The sequence below is a fragment of the Coleofasciculus sp. FACHB-1120 genome, from assembly GCF_014698845.1.
Taxonomy (GTDB): domain Bacteria; phylum Cyanobacteriota; class Cyanobacteriia; order Cyanobacteriales; family FACHB-T130; genus FACHB-T130.
Genome location: NZ_JACJTV010000005.1, coordinates 39,617 through 59,274, shown reverse-complemented (window position 1 = coordinate 59,274; position 19,658 = coordinate 39,617). Strand labels below are relative to the sequence as shown.

The window sequence follows — 19,658 nt, the reverse complement described above, 5'->3', positions numbered from 1 at the left end:
ACTCTGGACTAGAGAAAATGAGGAAGCGATCGCCTTGGCGTTAGCCTACTACTCTAAGCGCCAGACTTTCTGGAGAACGCCGATAAGCTTTTTCTGCCGCGCTTCAATGACTTCGGGTGTCCATTCCTGTTCCATTAGCACTTGAGTTGTTAGCGCAAAAGGAGAAATACCTTTTTTAGTGGTGAAATACTTTTGCTTTTTCACATCAAAGTCATAGTTTTGCGCTTCACTGTTTTTATAACAAGAGAGTAAAGCCAGATTTCCTAAACGATGCACATATTTTTCGCGTTCTTCCAAGCTTGTAAAGGACTTCACCCACAGACTATCATGGGCAGGATTTTGCGGTAATATATGCTCGACAGTAATGGTGGAGAAGTTGTATGAGGCTTCACCTTCTGACAGAGCCGCATCTAGACGTAGCAATACAAATAAACGAATTTTTTGAGTCAGGTAGAGGTCGCCATCCAACATTTTGAGAATATCATTCTTTTCTTCTGATGTAATTTGGAGTGGTGAATCGGGTGTATATAAATCTTCCTCATGCTCAATGGCAGTTAGCAAGCGACGATAGCGTTCAATGCGTTCGTTAATATTTGCCCGTTTAATCATCAAACCCGCCGCAAGACGTTCTAATTCAGTAAAGAATTTCACCAATCGCTCAGGATGGCTGTGGTTACGAGAGAGATAGAGAATAGCTGGAGGTATCCAGTCGGAATTATCGATATCATTTAACTGCTTAAACAGTTTATTTACTTCTTCGGCGTGTTTATCGCTTACATAGCTTGTATTCTTAATTTCGTAGAAAGCATCAGCTAAAGGACATAAAGTTGTCTTGATAAACTCCTGAGAATTATTCCAAGGTTTAATATGTTCGCGGTATTCCTTGAGGATGCTACCAGTGAGTTTTGCCTTACGATTAATCATGCGAATGTATGAAAAAAGGTTTTCAAACGTCTCCCGACCTAGTTTCTCTTGGATATCTTCCCATTTGCAAGTGTATGCTTCCTTTTGAGCATCAGGAATTTGCCCGATAATCTCAGCTTTTAAAATATCGGGAAGTGACAGGTCTAGACCCCGACCGTTCAACACAGAAAATATCCGATATGCAGATTCTAAGTCTGGTGTTGAAACTACTACCAGAAAACATCTTGTAATAATGAATTGCACGAGCCGAACTCGCTGAGATTCGGAAAGTTCCTCTAACTTTTTCAGGAATAACAGCGCGTTTTCTTTAATATTTTTACGACTATCTGAAAGCGCAGTAGAGGATTCCAGCTTGCTAATACCGCCTTCATCCTGAATGTATTCCTTGAAGAAATCTGCATCTCGCTTTGCCAAGGTCAAACGGTAACGGTTAGGGTGGCCAAGGATTGGGTCGCTTTCTTCATAGAGCAACTTAGTTAAGGCATTGGCATATTTGGGCTGTACTAACATCCGCAGAGCTGAAAGTAGTATAGTTAGCGTAGACAGACGTTGTTGACCATCAACAACTTGAGCGTCTGGTTTATCTGCCTTTATTAGTACAATGCTGCCTAGGAAGTAGGGATTTATATCATCAATTGGCTCGTTACCGTCACCCAAGGATACAATTAGGTCTTGAAACAATTCTCCAGCTTGCTCAGTAGTCCAGGCATAGGGACGCTGGTACAGGGGAATGGTGAAGACAAAATCATTGCTAAATACTTTCTGAATAGGATATTCAGTAGCTTGAATTTTGACGGTACTCATGGGTAGCTCCTTGAGCGACTATGTTGGCAAATGTTTCGCTAAGGTTAGTGTTCCCTGCCGTCGCTACTAAATTGAAATGCTGCCAGATTGGTTAAGTTTTTTGATGGCTTGGTTGATTTAGGAATGAAGGGTGTGAATTTTGGCGGTCGTGGCAATAAAACAGACGCGATCGCTTGGGATAGATGCAGAAAGCTAGAGGTGCGCGATCGCTACACTATCGCAACCAGTTGTTGAATCATCACCGCCAGCGTTATCAAACCTAAAAGAGTCATCAATCCCGCAGGCATAAATTTGCGAGTTTTAAACAACCGGATGGCAAAGACAATGATGAGAACAGCGGTGACAACGGTTGCTAAAACTAGCCCCCAGGCTTTTCCCTGCAATAGCATCACGCCGCCGAGAATGAGTAATAAGCCGCTGATGCTACCAGAAATCAGCGACGCTTTGCTTTTAGCTTGAGCGTAGCCCATGATGCCGCCTACAATGGCTAGAATTCCATAAGCGATCGCAGCGATAGTACCCGAATTCATCTAGTTAAAACCTCATTGCTTGAGTAGAACTCATTTCTAACGTCGGAAGACAATTTACCATAGCTGAGATACACTACTCAGTTCAGTTCATTAATGGATACTCAAGCGATCGCCTCAATCGAATTTCTGCAACGTCAAGCTGCTTCTCTGTTACTTTATCAATCCGTCCTCCGTGGCGAAGTTGGCACGGCTTTCCTGAATCTGCTACAAGTTTTAAGCAGCAGCAACACTAATGGACTGGCTTGCCTGCAAGCTTACGGCACTTGGTTTCAAGCTTTAGCCGCCAGAAATCAGGGTTGGCAAGACTACCTGATTACCCAGATTCTCAGAACTGACAATCCTTTTAGCAAGCAAGTCCAGCAAACGTCTTTACTGTCTCCAGCGCTGGTAGCTGCTGCCCAGCAAGATTTACAAGCCTTGCAGAGCCTCTACAATTGCAGTAGCGACCAGTTGAGCCGGTGGGTGCAAACCGCAGCTAAGTTACTGGCGGCACCAGTTGCCTGGAACCAGCAGCAGGATAGGGTAGGCGCGATTCATGAATTGCCCATCTGGGAGAAATTCCAAATGTCAGAAAATTGGGTAGATGTGCTGGAATCTTTAGCCGCTCATTATCAACAATATGGAACAGGGTTGTTTTCCGTCTATCGGGCTTTACGGTGGCAATCTGGGCAGTTGGTAGGCATTTCCTATGCCGATCCCGTGCAGCTTCCAGAATTAGTCGGCTACGAATCGCAGAAAGACTCTTTGCTGAAGAATACAAAATTTTTACTTGCTGGTTATCCAGCTTTGCACGTTTTGCTCTACGGCAGTCGTGGGAGTGGCAAATCTTCTTTAGTGAAGGGGTTATTAAATGAGCCTGATACCGTCAACCTCCGCCTCGTCGAAGTTGCCAAATCTGACTTGAAAGATTTACCGGCAATTGTAGACCAGTTGCGGGGGGTTCCTCAGAAGTTCATCATTTTTGTTGACGATCTCTCCTTTGGGGAGGATGACGATGCTTTCAAAGCTCTTAAAGTGGTGCTGGAGGGGAATTTAACCGCCCGTCCTCAAAATGTGGTAGTTTATGCGACTTCCAATCGACGGCATCTGATTCGAGAATTTTTTAGCGATCGCCCTCGTCCCAAGAACAATGAAGAAATTCACGCCTGGGATACGGTTCAGGAAAAGCTATCGTTTAGCGATCGCTTTGGTCTGACGTTAACCTTTGAACCTGCCGATCAGAACACCTACTTAAGTATTATTCGCCATCTCGCAGCTCAAGCCAATATTTCCCTCTCCCAAGAAGATTTAGAGTATCGTGCCTTACAGTGGGCAACTCGCCACAACGGGCGTTCTGGACGTACAGCACGGCAATTCATTGACTTTCTCAGGGCAGATTTAGCCGTTACTGGTTCAGAATCTCGTAGATTAAACACATAATTAGAATCCTGTTCGTATGAATTAGAACTTAGGAACCGCTGACTTTATCTCACCAAAAATGATATGCGATCGGTTAAGGTAAGCAATCGGATTTTACTGGGTTTAATTGCCTTCGGTGTGAGTTTTTTCCTGAGCCTTATTACTAACCGAGATTTCCCAAAAGCCTTGGTTACAGGTTTAATTACTGTACCTGCGACCTATGCAGGAGCTATTGTTGTACAAATTAAACAAAGAAAGCAGAAGTTTTTTCTACAAAATGAAATTCGAGCGATTTCTGACGAAAGACAAAATTTAGAAGATGATCTCTATTATTTGGAGTCAAGCCTAAACCAATTGCACGGACAAATAGCAGAAAGCTATAACCGAAGAGAGGTCATTAATCGGGAAGTATCCACTTTAGGAGCCTATAGATACCAACTAGAAGAACAAGGGTTTATTCTCCAAACTCAACTTGAGGTTCTGGAAAGACAAAAAACAGAACTTAATGAATCCTTGTTGGCTGCAACAGCGGAAAAACAGAAAATAGAAACTAGCTTAAATTCCCTAAAAACAGAACTCAAGAAACTGCAAGAGCAAGTTACAGATAATCAGAATCAAAAAACAATTCTTGAGCAAGAAATCACTAACCTTAAAAAACAAAAACGCCCTTTACAATCAGAAGTAGATAATCTGCAAGCTCAGATTCAGACGCTGGAAGCACAGAGAACAGCGTTGAATCAATCTCTGGTGTCTTTGAAAGTAGAATTAGGTCAATTGCAAGGGCAAGTATCCTCTTTGAAGTTGGAATACAAGCAGTTAAAAAGTTGGAATTTGAATTCCCAAAAAGCTCAAAAAGGGCAATCCCAGGCAATCCCTTTTATAGAAATACAAAAAAAACAATCATCAGAAAATTTATCAGCGGAATGGATTGCTCTAAAAACAAAACTTACAAATGATGATATTCAGATAATCAAAGCCATAGTAGAGCAAAAAAATCCAGGTACAACGCTCAAGAAAATTGCTGAGACAAATATAACTATGCCTCAACTATTGATAGATGCAATAAACGAACATGCTATAAATACCATTGGCGATTTTATTATTGAACCAGGTTCGGCATCGATTCCGCCTGAGATTGCAGAAGAACACTTGACAAAAGTGAAGAAGATGCTCGAAACTTAGTTTTATAAAACGAACGATTTATCAAAATTTATTATAAAAACCTAAATAAACCAAATCAAAAACCTTACTTCATTCCCCGTCGGTGAGACGGAATGAGAAACGTCAAAGCTTTGCTCGCCTTAGCAACAAATAAACTATTTTAAAAAATGACAAAACTCAAAATTACCAAAAGAATATCGAATGCTTTAATCAGTTCTCTTGGTGCAGGTGTTGTTCCTAGAATTGGTCTGGAACATATTGCTGTCGGACGAGAAAAAGAAGTCAAAGCTATTTTACAGGATTTCGAGAATATTGGCGAAGGCGGTGCCGGATTTCGCTTCGTTGTAGGACGCTATGGTTCCGGTAAAAGCTTTATGCTACAACTGATTCGTAACCACGCGATGGAAAGAGGTTTCGTAGTAGCTGACGCTGATTTATCTCCGGAAAGGCGACTCGCAGGAACTGACGGAAAAGGGGTTGCAACTTATCGAGAATTAATGCAGAATCTTTCCACCAAAATTCGCCCAGAAGGTGGCGCTTTCACGCCGATTTTGGAAGGATGGATTAATAATATTCAAAACCAAGTTGCACAAGAAAGCGGGATGCGACCCAACGACACTGGTTTTGACGATCAAGTGGAAGAGAAAATTCGGGAAGTCGTTAAGGATATAGAAGGCTTAGTTCACGGGTTTGACTTTGCAAATGTCATCATCGCCTATTGGCGCGGCTATCGTTCTGATGACGATGATAAAAAGGAGGCGGCGCTGCGTTGGTTGCGGGGAGAATTTGGGACTAAAACTGAGGCAAAAACCGCGCTGGGAGTGCGTGTCATCATTGACGATGAGACTTGGTATGACTACATTAAGCTAGTTGCCAAGTTTGTTGCCGATATTGGCTATAAAGGACTTTTGATTTTAGTGGATGAAGCTGTTCATCTATATAAAATTACTCATACCGCTTCCCGTCAAAAAAACTACGATAAGCTATTGGCAATGTTCAACGATACGATGCAGGGAAGAGCAGAAAATCTCGGCATTTTTATCGGAGGAACGCCCGAATTTGTGGAAGACAAACGCCGGGGGTTGTATAGTGATGAAGCATTGCGATCGCGCTTAAGCAGCCGTGTCAAAGGAGGTCATCAGGATACCTCAGCACCCGTCATCCAGCTAGAAATATTAACCCAGCAAAATATATCCGAGCTTTTGCACCGATTGGTAGATATTCATGCTACCCATTACAACTATAATAAAACTCTGAAACCGAGTGACTTGCAAGAGTTTATGCAAGAAGTTGTCAATCGCTTAGGTGCAGACAAATTCTTGACCCCACGTGAAGTTGTCCGCGACTTTATCAGTATTTTGAATATCCTCCAGCAAAACCCCAGCATCTCTTTTAGAGAACTTATTCATGGTTCTAATTTTAAACCGACTTCTCCCGACAAAAACCCAGAGGTAGATGGGAATACCGAATTTGCAGAATTTACCCTATGAGCGAACAGGCTTTTGATAAATTAGCACCTTTTATTCAAGAATATATCTACACCCAAGATTGGACTGAATTAAGAGACGTTCAAATTGAAGCCTGTAGAGTTATTTTTGACACAGATGCTCACTTGTTAATCGCCGCTGGAACCGCCTCCGGGAAAACAGAAGCAGCTTTTCTTCCCGTTTTAACCTTATTACATCAAAACCCATCTACAACGATTGGGGCACTTTATATTAGCCCGATAAAAGCGTTAATTAACGACCAATTTGAGCGTCTAAATGACCTTTTAAAAGAAGCAGATATTCCAGTCTGGCACTGGCACGGTGATGTTTCCCAGACTCGGAAGAAACAACTTCTAAAAGACCCGAAAGGGATTCTGCAAATAACACCAGAATCTTTAGAAAGTCTCTTAATTAATAAAAATACTCAACTGTTTCGCTTGTTCGGAGACTTACGTTTTGTCATTATTGATGAAATCCATGCCTTTATGGGTTCCGAACGGGGTTGCCAAATTCTCTGCCAGTTGGCACGCCTTTCAAAATTTGTAAAAAATCCCACCCGTCGGATTGGTTTATCGGCTACCCTTGGCGATTACTCACTCGCTGAAGACTGGCTGCGACTGGGAACCGAAACGCCAGTCATTACTCCGGATATCGAGGGAGGAAAACGAAAAATCAATCTGGCTTTAGAGCATTTTTTTGTTTCTCCCGTTGAACCAGATGAGACTGATGATTTAGTTTTTAGTCCTTACTACAGGCATATCTTTAATATCACGAAATCTCGAAAAAGCCTGATTTTTGCTAACAATCGCTCAGATACAGAATCAGTGATTGCCAGTCTGCGTGAAATAGCTGAAACTGAAGGATTACCAGATATTTATCACGTCCATCATGGCAGTATTTCTACCTCGTTAAGGGAAGCGGCTGAGGATGCGATGCGCGATACAAAAGTTCCATCGGTTACTGCTGCAACTATCACGCTTGAATTAGGAATCGATCTCGGTCAATTAGAGCGAGTCATTCAATTAGATGCGCCTCTTTCGGTATCCAGTTTCTTGCAGAGATTGGGACGTTCGGGAAGGCGAGGAAGTGCGGCAGATATGCGGTTTGTTTGCGCGGAAGAGGAGCTATCAACAGAGGAATCACTTCCTAATCAAATTCCTTGGCAACTGTTGCAATCTATCGCGATTATCCAACTTTACTTGGAAGAACGTTGGATTGAGCCAATCAAGCCGGTTAAATATCCTTTTAGCCTTTTATACCACCAAACAATGAGTATTTTAGCAGCGATGGAGGAACTCTCCCCTGTAGCTTTAGCTCAGCAAGTTTTAGCTTTACCACCTTTTGCGGCTATATCTAAAGATGATTTTAGGCAATTGCTACGAAACTTGGTAGGGCTTGACCATATTCAGCAGACTGAGGGAGACAAATTAATTATCGGATTAGCGGGGGAGAAAATTGTAAAAAATTTCCATTTCTACGCCGTTTTTTCTGACACAATTGAGTATGCTGTCAGGGACGAATCGATGGAAATTGGCAGTATCCTGATGCCTCCGCCTGTTGGCAATTGCTTTGCCTTGGCAGGGAGAACGTGGGAAGTTTTGGATAGCGATGTTAAAACAAAAACAGTTTTTGTCAAGCAAGCGCAAGGTCAAGCGAAAATTTCGTGGCATGGTGGAAGTAGCAATATTCATACAAAAGTTCTTGAACGGATGCGAAAGGTTCTTTTTGAGGATACGCAGTATAGCTATTTGCAAAGTAATGCTAAAAAGCGCCTGAATGAAGCTCGTCAATTAGCTCGATTTTGGGAACTTGAAAGAAATAACATCGTTTCATTAGGAAGCAAAACTTGCTGCATTTTTCCTTGGATGGGGACTGTCGCTTACCGCACCCTGGAAAGGTTTCTAAATTTCTTTGGTAGAGAGTCTCTGGATATCAAGAAAATTGGGGGGCAAGCTCCATACTTTATGACGGTTAAACTTGGAAAAGATGGGGTTGAAGAGCTTGGCTCGGAAATCCTGACATTTTGCAATAAAAGGATTACAGCGCTAGATTTAGTTGCTGTTGAAGAACCTTTAAAAATGCAAAAGTATGATGAGTTTATTCCTAGCAACCTGCTTCGCAAAGCTTTTGCTTTCGATTGTCTAGATGTTGGAGAACTGAAAAACATTATTAGTGGCTGGTAAATGGGAGAATAGAAAGGCTAAAGAACACGTAGAACAAAGTTTAAGGCGAAGCGATCGCATCTATCTATAAATGTCATTTACTTATACCCGAACAATTCGTTTTCAGGATACCGACGCCGCTGGTGTTGTCTACTTTGCCAATGTCTTGGCAATGTGTCATGAAGCTTATGAAGAATCGCTGATAGCGTCGGATATTAATCTCAAGTTATTTTTCGGCAACCCAAATGTTGCGATTCCTATTGTTCATGCCAGCGTTGATTTTTTCAGTCCGATGTTTTGCGGGGACAAGGTAATTATTCAGTTAATTCCTCAACATCTTTCGTCTGAAAAAGTTGAAGTTAATTACCAGTTTATTGCAGAGAATCGGGTAGTCGCGCAAGCAATTACTCGGCACGTTTGCATTGATTCAGCTACTAGAAGTCGAAAAGAAATTCCGGCGGAGATGATTCGATGGCTCCAGCAATGGAAGGAAGAAGAGGCATAAACCGCAAAGAGGCAAAGGACGCGAAGAGACAGTATAAGAGAGAGTTTATAGAGTGCGTTACACTTCATTATGCTGTCACTCAAATACCTGACTATAAGCAATTTTTTGTAGCTGTTCACGGTTTGCTTTTCCCTGAGCGTTTCTTGGTAATGTTTCTACTGGCACCCAATATTTAGGGCGTTTAAATTTGCTCAATTTATCTTCAATTTCTATTTGTAGAGTATAAGTAGAAATGTCTGATTTACTGGGAACATAAACGGCTGTTACAACTTGCCCCCAGTTAGAGTCAGCTAAACCAATTACGCAGACATCATCAACTAAACCTGTAGCTCGAATTGCGGCTTCTACTTCAGAGGGGAAGACGTTTTCGCCACCCGTGATTATTTTGTTACTGCTACGACCGATAATATTTAAATTACCTTGTTCGTCAATAAAACCTAAGTCATCTACTTGGAAATATTGTTGGTTAGGAAATTTTTCGGGATAGTAACCAAGTGCCAAAGAACCAGATTGAATAGTAATAGTTCCTACTTGGTTGATTTCTAATATCTCGCTGCTAGAACTACAAATTGTTACTTTGGCATGGGGGAGAATCTGACCGCAATTGTTAGTACCGTTGAGAAAATATTCTGGTTTGAGGGTGGCAATTTGCGAGGCGGTTTCTGTCATGCCATAAGTGGGTGCTAAGCGGATGCTGTGGCTTCTCGCCTCTTCCAGAAGTTCTATCCACGCGGGGGCACCTCCCAAAAGCACTGTCTGAAATCCGGATAACCAGGCGGTTAAATCTGGATTGTGGAGGAGACGTTGCAGTTGAGTGGGTACTAATGATAGAAAGAAATTAGATGGCTCAATCTCGCATTGTTCCCTAAATTCTAATTCTTTGAATGGCACAATTGCCAATCTTCCGCCAGAGGTGAAAGAACGCATAAATTGCATCAAACCGCTGACATGATACAGGGGCAATACACAAAAAGAATTTACTTGATTTATTTGAAAATACTGTTTAAAACCTTGTACGGATGCCATTAAGGTTTCCCAGGTGTGGATAGCAAATCGAATCTGCCCTGATGAACCTCCAGTGGGAATCATAATCCAGTTGTTGATAGTTGTAGAGACGCGATTTTTGTCTCTACAAGATGAGGAGGTTAAAGGATAAGGGCAATCTCCCCAAATTAGGTCTGGTTGGACTAAATCAAAAACTTGTTGCCATTCGTGTTTAACCCAATTGGGATTACAAAGAAAAACTGGGCAACCAGCGGCACAGGCAGCGATGAAGCTGGCAATAAATTGGATTGGTTCTCGCTCTGCTAGTAATATTTTTGGTTTATTTTCCGAGTTCGCAAGCGGGGTTAATTGATTAAATAATTGCTCGGCAATATTAATAAATTTGCGACTGTCGTAACCAATCAGCCAATCATCGTTAGCACGCTTTTTAAGATAGTCTAGCGGCGATTCCATAAGTTCTTCAATCAGATTTCTTCATCTTCGTCAAACCAGTGGTTGATGCCAAAACCAACGGCTCGATTGTGACGAGATAATTCTGCTGCTAGCTTTAATGCTGCCTGTCTACCAATCGCGGTTTCAAAGACGGAGGAGAAGACGGCATCAATTTCATGTTGTTGGCAAAATTGGCGCAAACGGGATGAGGAACCGGCGATGCACGGCTTAATCACAAAAATTCCCCGCCAACCCTCATGGTACGCAGCTTCCATCTGGTCAATTGTAGCCACGGATTCATCTAAGGCGATCGCAGTGGCGTAGCACATACTTAATTCCGCCATCCCCTGAAATTGAGCCACAGACAGCGGTTGTTCGAGAAATTCAATTTCTACAGGTAATTCCTCCGCCTTAACATTGTCGCAAGTCCACAGCCACAGGTTTGCTTCCTCGTAACTGAGTCCTCCATTCGCATCCAAGCGCAGTTTTGCCGATGCTGGCAGTGTTTGGATAAGTTGTTGGAAAATTTCTAGTTCGTTGGCAATTGGATAAACGCCAATTTTCCATTTGAAGGTGCGATATCCCTGGTTCCAAAGCGTCTGCCATTGGCTTAAGGCAGCTTCGCCAGCAGGTAATAAGCCGCTGTAGGAAATAGACTTGGCGAATGAATTCGCGGCTACACAAACGAAGTCCGCCTTCGCAGACTGTAGAGATGCGAAACTTTGCGTCTCTACAAATAGATTTGATAGATTTGAAAATTGCCCTTCGCTTTGCTCAAAGCTAAATTCTGGCAGGTTTGGTTCGTATAGCTGCGACTTTACTCGGCAGGTATCTTCCCAAGCGGACTCGAAGCCAAATTGACAGGCGGGAAGGGCAGATGGGATGGAGAAAATCATCTCATCGGTAATTTCCTCCGGCAGCTGGCGACAAAATGACAGGGCTTGCTCTAAGGTTTCGGAACCAAACCAGCTCAGGGGGGCGATTTCGCCCCAGCCGACTTGCCCGTTCTCATCAGTGAGGCGGAGGATGATGCCGTCTCGAATGTCCCAGTTGCCGTGACTGGTAGAGAGCGATCGCACAAACCTCCGCCGGTAAGGACGAAACTCAAACCGATATTGCATGAGCTATAACGGCAGTACAAATCCCAATCCCAACAGCAGTCCACTCCAAAAATGTAGGGCTACTGCGATGAATTTGCTGTTACTGACCTTCTGCGGTTGATCGTGATACTGATGGACGTGGCGGCATAATTTGATGGCGAAAGGCAAACTCGCAAAGCTTAGCAACGTCCAAACGGGGAAAATTTGCAAAACGACAAATAGCCCGGTTAGCGCATAAATGCTGCCGCTAAACCAAGACAGCAGCTGCGATCCTGTTTTAGTGCCCAATCGGACAATAGGCGATCGCTTCCCGGCTGCCAAATCGTCCGCAACCTGGTGAAAATGAGAGCAAAACAAAATTAAACTCGTGGCAATCCCTACAATAATAGACGCTGCGAGGCTGGTCATCGACCAGGTGCCGGTTTGACTATAATAAGCTGCCGCCACTGCTAGGGGGCCAAAGCAAATAAAGCAGATAATTTCCCCCAAACCCTGATAGCCTAAGCGAAAGGGAGGCCCCTGATAGCTGTAGCCCAATGCACAGCTCAGGAGTACCAATCCGATGACTGTGAGGTCTTGTTGCCACCATGCGATCGCTAAGATTCCCAGTACACCAACCCCTAAAAATAGATTTGCCAGCCAAAAAATTAAAGATTTGTTACCTGTTAAGTTAACTAGAGAGTGGGCTTTGTTCTTATCAATACCCGTCTCCGAATCAAACACATCATTGCTGAGATTCAGCCATGCAATAATCAAAATTGCTGACATTAAAAATGTAGAAAATATTGCTCCCTGAAGCACTTGAGTTTCAGCAAAAGCAACAGATGTTCCCACCCAAATTGGAATAATAGCAACGCTGTACATGGGCGGCTTAATCGCTGCCATCCAAAGCCCGGTGTCGCTGATGTTTGCCCCTCCACTGTTGGGATGATTAATCAATTTCGTATCCATTAGTCTCAATTTATGTTATTACCAAGAAGCTACCAGATTTTACAACTCTAAAGCCGTGATAGGATATTTGCTACAGACTTTGTTACAAGCCCTTTAGTAGGGTGACAGAGGTTTCCAGTTGTGTCTTGACCTATGGAAGACTAGCCTATGTCAAATTTTAAGCAGGTTCTTTCAAAACTAGCTCCTCGTTATGACCTCCCGCATATTCGGCTCGGTCAAATCACACATTCTATCTAAACAGTGTAGATTTAGATACAATGTTTAAGAGTTTTTAAAATCTAATCAATGAAGATACCCCTGCGGTAATCATCCTGAAATTCAAGTTAAGGAATCATTGAAAGTATGACGACAAGCTTAAAAGCAGGCGAAAGTTGTAGAATAGAAATCCAACACAGCAACCAATACATAGGCTTAGCCTTATTTTTCAAAAAATATTTTTGGGGGATTATTAAGAATTTAAATAAGGTTATTAGTAAGCAAACCTTACTTTTAGAAAAGAGGGGAAGGCTGGCAGATACGACCAGTTTTCAACGGACTGCTATTATTCTATTGGCTCTTAGGATAGGTCTGTTCGATTACTAAACAATAAACCAGGAGCCACAGCTAATCAGTTGTATTAACATCAAATTGCCAACCTATCCTCCCTTCCATGCTAGTCACACCCTCTCTTAAAAATCTTTTTCTAGACACTCACGAACTGCATCAGTTTCTTTTAGCCTTTAAGCAGACCGCCGTACAAAAAGAACAGACACAGATCCTGAGTATTTCTCAAGAAATTCCAGCAGTCGATCCGTTGGTTGTCCTTCAGGCGATCGCGAGACCCGACCAATTACACTTTTACTTTGAAAAACCAGCACAAGGAGAAGCGATCGCAGCCATCGACACCGCAGCGGCGCTAACACTAGAAAGCCCCAATCGGTTTGACAAATCCCAGGAGTTTATTCAATCTTGCCTTGCCAATACCACGAGTATTGGCGAACTTACTCTACCTTTTTCGGGCGCTCATTTTTTCTGTGCTTTTACATTTTTTAATAAAAATCTAGAATCGGATTCTCCTTTTCCTTCCGCCACCGTATTCCTACCCCGATGGCAAATTTCACTAAAAAATCAGACTGCGGTAGTCGTCGCAAATATTCCAATTGATACCGAAATCAATGTTCAAAATTTAACTGAAAGCTTATGGCGTACATTTCAGGCAATCAGAGTTACTGGTTTAGAAAGGTTTCATAGTGCATCTTTTCTCGATATTGCAATTGATGCCAGAAAACTATTTAAGAAACACGATGTTGCAGATGTAAACCATTTTAAATCATCGGTGGTTAAGGCTTTATCATCAATTCATGCAGAAAAAATTCATAAAATTGTTTTGGCTCATGCCCTTGATGTTATCTCTCCCATTCCTTTCCAGTTAATTCCCTCCGTCAATCATTTACGAACTCGCAATCCTGATTGCAATATTTTTTCCACCAGTAACGGCAAGGGACAAAGTTTTATTGGTGCAAGTCCCGAACGTTTAATTAGTATTCATAACCATGAATTAGTAACGGACGCTCTGGCAGGTTCAGCACCCAGAGGGAAAATAGCCAGTGAAGATGCGGAATTAGCGAATCGGTTACTAACCAGTGAAAAAGAAAGACGCGAACATCGAGTAGTCATTGATTTCATTCGCGATCGCCTCTTCCAGCTAGGTTTAAATCCTCAAGTATTGTCCCAACCACAGCTATTGAAACTCTTAAATATTCAGCATTTATGGACACCCATTCAGGCGAAAATACCGGCAGGCGTTCATCCCTTAGAAATCCTGGCTGAACTCCATCCAACACCAGCCGTTGCTGGCGTCCCCAGTGAGAGTGCCCAGAAAGAAATTTGCCGCTATGAAACCTTCAATAGGTCATTATATGCCGCGCCGCTCGGTTGGATAGATCGCCAAGGAAACAGTGAATTTGTTGTGGGAATTCGCTCAGCACTCATAGATGGCTGTCGTGCCAGACTCTACGCCGGTGCCGGTATCGTTGCTGGTTCCGATCCAGACAAAGAATTAGCAGAAATTCAACTTAAACTCCAGGCACTTCTAAAAGCCTTAGTCTAGGCGAAACTCTCTATTCTCTCTTTCTTCCTTTGCTTCCTATAGCGCTAACGCGCATGGCTTTGCTAGAGCGTCTTTGCGGTTCATTCTTCTTTTAAATGCCTGTTGATTTTCGTAACACCAACTCCCTTTGGGCTTCAATCCTAACCGAAACCTTAAAACGACTAGGATTAACCACAGCCGTTATTTGTCCGGGTTCTCGTTCAACACCTCTTACGGTTGCTTTCGCTCAAACTGATGAGATAGAAGCCATTCCTGTTTTGGACGAACGATCCGCTGCATTTTTGGCATTAGGAATTGCGAAAAAATCTGGATTGCCGGTGGCATTAGTTTGCACTTCTGGAACTGCCGGGGCAAATTTTTACCCAGCCGTAATTGAAGCCAGGGAAAGTCGAATCCCGCTTTTAGTTTTAACCGCCGATCGCCCCCCAGAATTGCGAGATTGTCATTCTGGACAGACGATCGATCAGGTGAAATTATTTGGCAATTATCCCAACTGGCAAGCTGAGTTAGCGTTGCCTTCTCTAGAGATGGGAATGCTGGGTTATCTGCGGCAGACAGTGATGTATGCGTGGGAAAGAACGCTCTTTCCAACTCCAGGCTCCGTTCATCTTAACATCCCCTTCCGCGACCCTCTCGCCCCAATTCCTGACGGTGCTGTAGAGATGCGAAATGGTGCGTCTCTACTAGAAGAAGATTTCTTTGCAAATTGTCAGCCATTAGGAGCAACTTTCAACCTGCAACCTACCACTTTCAACACCCTACAGGAGTGGATGGAATGTGATAAAGGAATTATTATCGCTGGGACTGCACAACCGAAAATACCGGAAGAGTATGCGATCGCGATCGCGCACCTCTCCAAATCTTTAAAATGGCCTGTATTAGCTGAGGCGCTATCTCCGTTAAGGAACTATCGTCAACTGAACCCTTATCTAATTTCTACCTATGACTTAATCCTGCGTAATCAGCAGTTGGCGCAAAAACTAACACCAGAAATGGTCATTCAAATCGGTGAATTACCCACGAGTAAAGAACTGCGAAACTGGCTAGAGAAAACTCAACCGCGCCGATGGGTAATTGACCCCAGCCACCACAATTTAGATCCCTTGCACGGCAAGACAACCCACCTGCGAATCTCTGTAGAACAGCTATCTCAAACCTACCCAAATGAACTTGTAGAAACGCAAGCGATCGCGTCTTATCTCAGCAGTTGGTGTGAAGCCGAATCAAAGGTGAGGAAAGCCATCGACCTAACGATGGCAACAATAGACGTACTTTTTGAAGGAAAAGCCGCTTGGTTACTTTCCAAGACGCTACCACCGGGCACTCCTCTGTTTATTTCTAATAGTATGCCGGTGCGAGATGTAGAGTTTTTCTGGGCACCCAACAATTTTGGAATTCAGCCCTTTTTTAATCGAGGCGCAAATGGCATTGATGGCACCTTATCAACTGCTTTGGGAATTGCACATCGCAATCAAAGCGCTGTGATGCTGACGGGTGACTTAGCTTTATTGCACGATACTAACGGCTTTCTACTGAGAAATAAATTTATAGGACATTTGACCATAATTTTGATTAACAACAATGGCGGCGGTATCTTTGAAATGTTGCCGATTTCCAAATTTAACCCACCCTTTGAAGAATTTTTTGTCACCCCACAGGATATAAATTTTGCTCAGCTTTGTGCTACTTACAATGTAGAGCATGAATTGATTACATCCTGGGAACACCTGAAGCAACGATTAAATCCATTGCCATCTCAAGGAATCCGGGTTCTGGAGTTGCCAACCAATCGCAAGGTAGATGCCAAGTGGCGCAAGGAGAATTTAGGAAAATTTGCAGCGGATATCCTGTGAACGTTAACTCTAGCGAATCATTGAGCCTTTCATTCTAACGGATCGTCAGAATCTTTCTCCTGCTGTCTCCTGTCATATTCTTCAATAAATTGAGCGATCGCATTTTTCTGTTCTTCTGTTAAACAATCCTTTTCAAGAAGGTTCCTAAGCCGGTTAATCACTAAAGATAGGTCAACGTAGGGTTCAAGTAAATTCGACTCAAACCCGTAGCCTGTGGTTTGACCCACATTAGACTCAGATTTTCTAAATGCTTTCTCAAAAAACTTCTCAAAAAAATTAATCAGCCCTTCGTCGTTTTTAATCGCCTCTTCAACCCACTGTTTAACTTCATCCTCGCTTGTTTGCTCCCGCCAATAATACAGGATATGTGCTAAACCTGGCGTTTGTAATAGGGAGTTTTGCTGCACAGCGTTTTGCACCTTATTTAAGGCAACTTCTTCAAGCTCATCAAGGTGTTGTGCGCTGACAAGTCTTTCTTCTTCTGGATTTGATTCACTAGCTCCAAACTTACCGTATTGTTGACCTAGGGCGACTACTTTGCCCACAATTGTTAAAACTGCCTTACCCTTTGACATCGCCTGTTTCAACACCTCAAACCGTGCTGGTTCCTCAAGACGACGCAACATCTGTGAGATGATGCGCTCGATTCTGATATCATTTCCAAAATCAAACATTCCGCACGGTTCGTCTTCAGGACGCAAAAGGCGATCGCCCACATCAAATAAAGCTTGCACAATTGAAGGAATGCTATTTAAAGGAATTTCTTTTTCAGTGTAATCTTCAAGTTGTTCCAAAAATGTCCGAACTTGCGTCGTACCCTCAGGACGTTTTTGATTAGCGAGTTCTACAAGAGTTTCTCCAAATTCCTTCGCATCGTCTGACAAAGCAAGGATAGCTTTCATCTCAGTATTCGATAGTTCACCTTCTGGTAACGCCAGACGGAAGTAAACTGGAAACATTTCTAAGCTGCATACCCGGAGTTGTCTGCGCCATGTTAACTGCTGTTGTGCTACGTAGTTAGAATTACCCCAAATGGCTGATAACTTAGGAAAGAGGCTTAATAGCAGCCGTTTGACTGGCTCTTTATCCTCATCTTGAAGCTGGGCAATCCAAGAATTGTAAAGGGGTTTTAGTTCGCCTACTTTAGCGCTTAGAAAACTGGTGGTATTGATGTCTCCTGCAAAAGCTTTAGGATTTTTGCGAATTTTGTCATATATCGTTGGGCAAAAGACTCGCAACGACTCAACAGCAATGAAATCCACTGAATTTACTTCACCTTGAACTGCCGGGTACGTCATGCTTAAGGTGTTGGTCAAACGAGTAATATCGCGAGTGTTGGTAATAAAGTGGTCTATCCCTTGATAGTAAATATTGCCCCAATAATTTCTATCTAATAGCTGCGTTGGGGTGTCAGAAAGTACGCTATTCAGTTTTTCAAAAAGTAGCCTGCGGAGTAAAATTTTATTGGGAATCGGTAGCTCAAAAGGAACTTGAACAAGTTTTTCAAGATAGGCTTCTCCAGTTGTCCCCTGCGTGCCTGCAAGTGCTTTAAGGGCAATTTCTTTATCGCAGACTAGGACATAGACAACATTTGTAAAATTTGGGATGGCTTTGACAACGCGAAACAACTGTCTAATTTCGTCAGTGGCAAGCCTGTCAATATCGTCAATTGTTACCACGATTCGCGGATGCTGCTTTAGCAGTGTGTCTTCGACTTCTTCTTTTAAGTCGGAAGTATCCTTTTGCTTATCGTCAAATATTTTTTCTACTACCTTACCTGCTGGAGCGTAAGGAATAGGAATTTCAGCAAACAGTTTACCAAAATCAGCTAGTCGATCTTTTAAGCCCTTCGGTACAGATTTGAATTCACTCAAAACAGCCTGTAATTGGTCAATGAAGCTCCTTGTGATATCTTCGTGCCCGGAAAATAACCAGGGATTAAAGGGTACGATAATTGGTTGCTCGTTCTCTGGTTTTTCCTTTAGGTAGTGAACTAAAAAATTCAACAGTGTTGATTTGCCAGAACCCCAGGAACCGTAGACTGCAATCACGAAGCCTTCCGGAAAGCTCATTTTGCAAATACTGTCTGCTAGATATCTTGCAAAGGTCGCATATCCTAATCGATCTGCTTTCGGATTGGTTAAAGCGTTATCTGACGATAAAGCATTAAAATTCTCAGATTCGACTTCGGAATTCTTCTCAGTCTGTCCCATAAAATGCCTTGTTTTACCCCAATCGTCATGATGACACAGCGATCGCTCAAGCCTCCTCTCTCTTGAGGTTCTACCTAGTCACTGTAACTTTGACGCTGGGTTAAAATTCTCAAGCTGAAACACTGTACAACTCGAAATACAGCACAACTCTCTATGCAAATCAACTGGCAAACTGCCAAAACCTACGAAGACATCCTCTATCACAAAGGCGACGGCATCGCCAAAATTACGATTAATCGCCCGCACAAACGCAACGCTTTCCGTCCCAAAACCGTCTTTGAACTTTACAACGCTTTCTGTGATGTTCGTGAAGATACCAGTATTGGCGTCGTATTATTTACTGGCGCTGGTCCTCACACCGATGGTAAATACGCCTTTTGTTCTGGCGGCGATCAAAGTGTGCGGGGACAAGCTGGGTATGTAGACGATGAGGGCATCCCCCGCCTAAATGTCCTAGATTTGCAACGCCTAATTCGTTCCATGCCCAAAGTCGTGATTGCGCTTGTGGCAGGTTATGCCATCGGTGGCGGACACGTTCTGCACCTGATTTGTGACCTCACTATTGCCGCAGAGAATGCTATTTTCGGGCAAACTGGCCCTAAAGTCGGCAGCTTCGACGGGGGATTTGGTGCCAGCTATCTTGCCCGGATTGTTGGGCAAAAAAAGGCGCGAGAAATTTGGTTTCTCTGCCGCCAGTACAGCGCACAGCAAGCACTAGAAATGGGCTTAGTGAATTGCGTCGTGCCTGTAGAACAGCTGGAACAAGAAGGCATCCAGTGGGCTAATGAAATTTTAGAAAAAAGCCCGATTGCCATCCGGTGTCTAAAAGCTGCTTTCAACGCCGATTGCGATGGACAAGCTGGTTTGCAAGAACTCGCCGGTAACGCCACCTTGCTTTATTACATGACTGAGGAAGGAGCCGAAGGCAAGCAGGCATTTTTGGAAAAACGTCCACCCGATTTCCGTCAATACCCTTGGCTACCTTAGCCGTTCGCAATTAGTCGTTCGCAATTAGAAAAACCCGTTTTCTGAAAAAAACGGGTT

16 protein-coding genes are annotated in these 19,658 nt (G+C 43.1%); 10 read left to right on the top strand and 6 right to left on the bottom strand.

Annotated features, from left to right (window positions below; translation table 11 throughout):
• Positions 1-48: 48 nt before the first annotated feature.
• Entirely contained in the window at positions 49-1,728 is a 1,680-nt protein-coding gene (locus H6H02_RS07265) for a DUF262 domain-containing protein (RefSeq protein ID WP_190816102.1), read from the bottom strand.
• Positions 1,729-1,815: 87 nt separating this feature from the next.
• Here H6H02_RS07265 and H6H02_RS07260 point away from each other — a divergent pair, with 87 nt between their 5' ends.
• Complete coding sequence (locus H6H02_RS07260) at positions 1,816-1,962, top strand: hypothetical protein (RefSeq protein WP_190816101.1); 147 nt, start codon at positions 1,816-1,818, stop codon at positions 1,960-1,962.
• Here H6H02_RS07260 and H6H02_RS07255 read toward each other — a convergent pair.
• A complete protein-coding gene (locus H6H02_RS07255) occupies positions 1,938-2,258 on the bottom strand; it encodes a TMEM14 family protein (RefSeq protein ID WP_190816098.1) in 321 nt (106 codons plus the stop codon). The two genes, H6H02_RS07260 and H6H02_RS07255, sit on opposite strands and share 25 nt — an antisense overlap.
• 93 nt (positions 2,259-2,351) lie before the next feature.
• Between H6H02_RS07255 and H6H02_RS07250 the strand changes: the two genes are divergently transcribed.
• The 5 genes from H6H02_RS07250 (at position 2,352) to H6H02_RS07230 (ending at position 8,971) form a co-directional block, all read left to right on the top strand.
• Positions 2,352-3,677, top strand: coding sequence for an ATP-binding protein (locus H6H02_RS07250; protein ID WP_190816097.1), 1,326 nt, complete (start codon positions 2,352-2,354; stop codon positions 3,675-3,677).
• 63 nt (positions 3,678-3,740) lie between these two features.
• Positions 3,741-4,838 (top strand): tellurite resistance TerB C-terminal domain-containing protein, encoded by a 1,098-nt coding sequence (locus H6H02_RS07245; RefSeq protein WP_190816096.1) that lies wholly within the window; start codon positions 3,741-3,743, stop codon positions 4,836-4,838.
• Between the two features lie 146 nt (positions 4,839-4,984).
• The gene (locus H6H02_RS07240) at positions 4,985-6,307 is read left to right on the top strand and encodes an ATP-binding protein (protein ID WP_190816095.1); all 1,323 of its coding nucleotides are present in this window, start codon (positions 4,985-4,987) and stop codon (positions 6,305-6,307) included.
• Entirely contained in the window at positions 6,304-8,487 is a 2,184-nt protein-coding gene (locus tag H6H02_RS07235; protein WP_190816094.1) for a DEAD/DEAH box helicase, read from the top strand. The genes H6H02_RS07240 and H6H02_RS07235 overlap by 4 nt, the downstream gene beginning before the upstream one ends.
• A 70-nt stretch (positions 8,488-8,557) precedes the next feature.
• Entirely contained in the window at positions 8,558-8,971 is a 414-nt protein-coding gene (locus H6H02_RS07230; RefSeq protein ID WP_190816093.1) for a thioesterase family protein, read from the top strand.
• 75 nt (positions 8,972-9,046) lie between these two features.
• On the opposite strand, the gene H6H02_RS07225 is transcribed toward H6H02_RS07230, so the two are convergent.
• From H6H02_RS07225 to menA, 3 genes are read right to left on the bottom strand one after another with little or no spacing between them, the layout of a single operon-like run.
• On the bottom strand, positions 9,047-10,429 hold the full coding sequence (locus H6H02_RS07225) for a 2-succinylbenzoate--CoA ligase (protein ID WP_190816092.1): 1,383 nt from the start codon (positions 10,427-10,429) through the stop codon (positions 9,047-9,049).
• An 11-nt stretch (positions 10,430-10,440) separates the two neighbouring features.
• Entirely contained in the window at positions 10,441-11,529 is a 1,089-nt protein-coding gene (locus tag H6H02_RS07220) for an o-succinylbenzoate synthase (RefSeq protein ID WP_190816091.1), read from the bottom strand.
• A gap of 3 nt (positions 11,530-11,532) precedes the next feature.
• Positions 11,533-12,459: a 2-carboxy-1,4-naphthoquinone phytyltransferase gene (gene menA / locus H6H02_RS07215; protein WP_190816090.1), complete on the bottom strand. Its 927-nt coding sequence runs from the start codon at positions 12,457-12,459 to the stop codon at positions 11,533-11,535.
• A 342-nt stretch (positions 12,460-12,801) separates the two neighbouring features.
• On the opposite strand from menA, the gene H6H02_RS07210 reads away from it, so the two are divergent.
• The 3 genes from H6H02_RS07210 (at position 12,802) to menD (ending at position 16,401) form a co-directional block, all read left to right on the top strand.
• Positions 12,802-13,041, top strand: coding sequence for a hypothetical protein (locus tag H6H02_RS07210; RefSeq protein WP_190816089.1), 240 nt, complete (start codon positions 12,802-12,804; stop codon positions 13,039-13,041).
• A 67-nt stretch (positions 13,042-13,108) separates the two neighbouring features.
• Entirely contained in the window at positions 13,109-14,548 is a 1,440-nt protein-coding gene (locus H6H02_RS07205; RefSeq protein ID WP_190816088.1) for an isochorismate synthase, read from the top strand.
• Positions 14,549-14,643: 95 nt separating this feature from the next.
• Positions 14,644-16,401, top strand: coding sequence for a 2-succinyl-5-enolpyruvyl-6-hydroxy-3-cyclohexene-1-carboxylic-acid synthase (gene menD, locus H6H02_RS07200; protein WP_190816087.1), 1,758 nt, complete (start codon positions 14,644-14,646; stop codon positions 16,399-16,401).
• A 29-nt stretch (positions 16,402-16,430) separates the two neighbouring features.
• Here menD and H6H02_RS07195 read toward each other — a convergent pair whose 3' ends face one another.
• Positions 16,431-18,614, bottom strand: a complete 2,184-nt coding sequence (locus tag H6H02_RS07195; protein WP_190816086.1) for a P-loop NTPase fold protein — start codon at positions 18,612-18,614, stop codon at positions 16,431-16,433.
• A gap of 153 nt (positions 18,615-18,767) precedes the next feature.
• On the opposite strand from H6H02_RS07195, the gene menB reads away from it, so the two are divergent.
• The gene (gene menB, locus H6H02_RS07190) at positions 18,768-19,601 is read left to right on the top strand and encodes a 1,4-dihydroxy-2-naphthoyl-CoA synthase (protein WP_190816085.1); all 834 of its coding nucleotides are present in this window, start codon (positions 18,768-18,770) and stop codon (positions 19,599-19,601) included.
• The last annotated feature ends 57 nt before the right edge of the window (positions 19,602-19,658 follow it).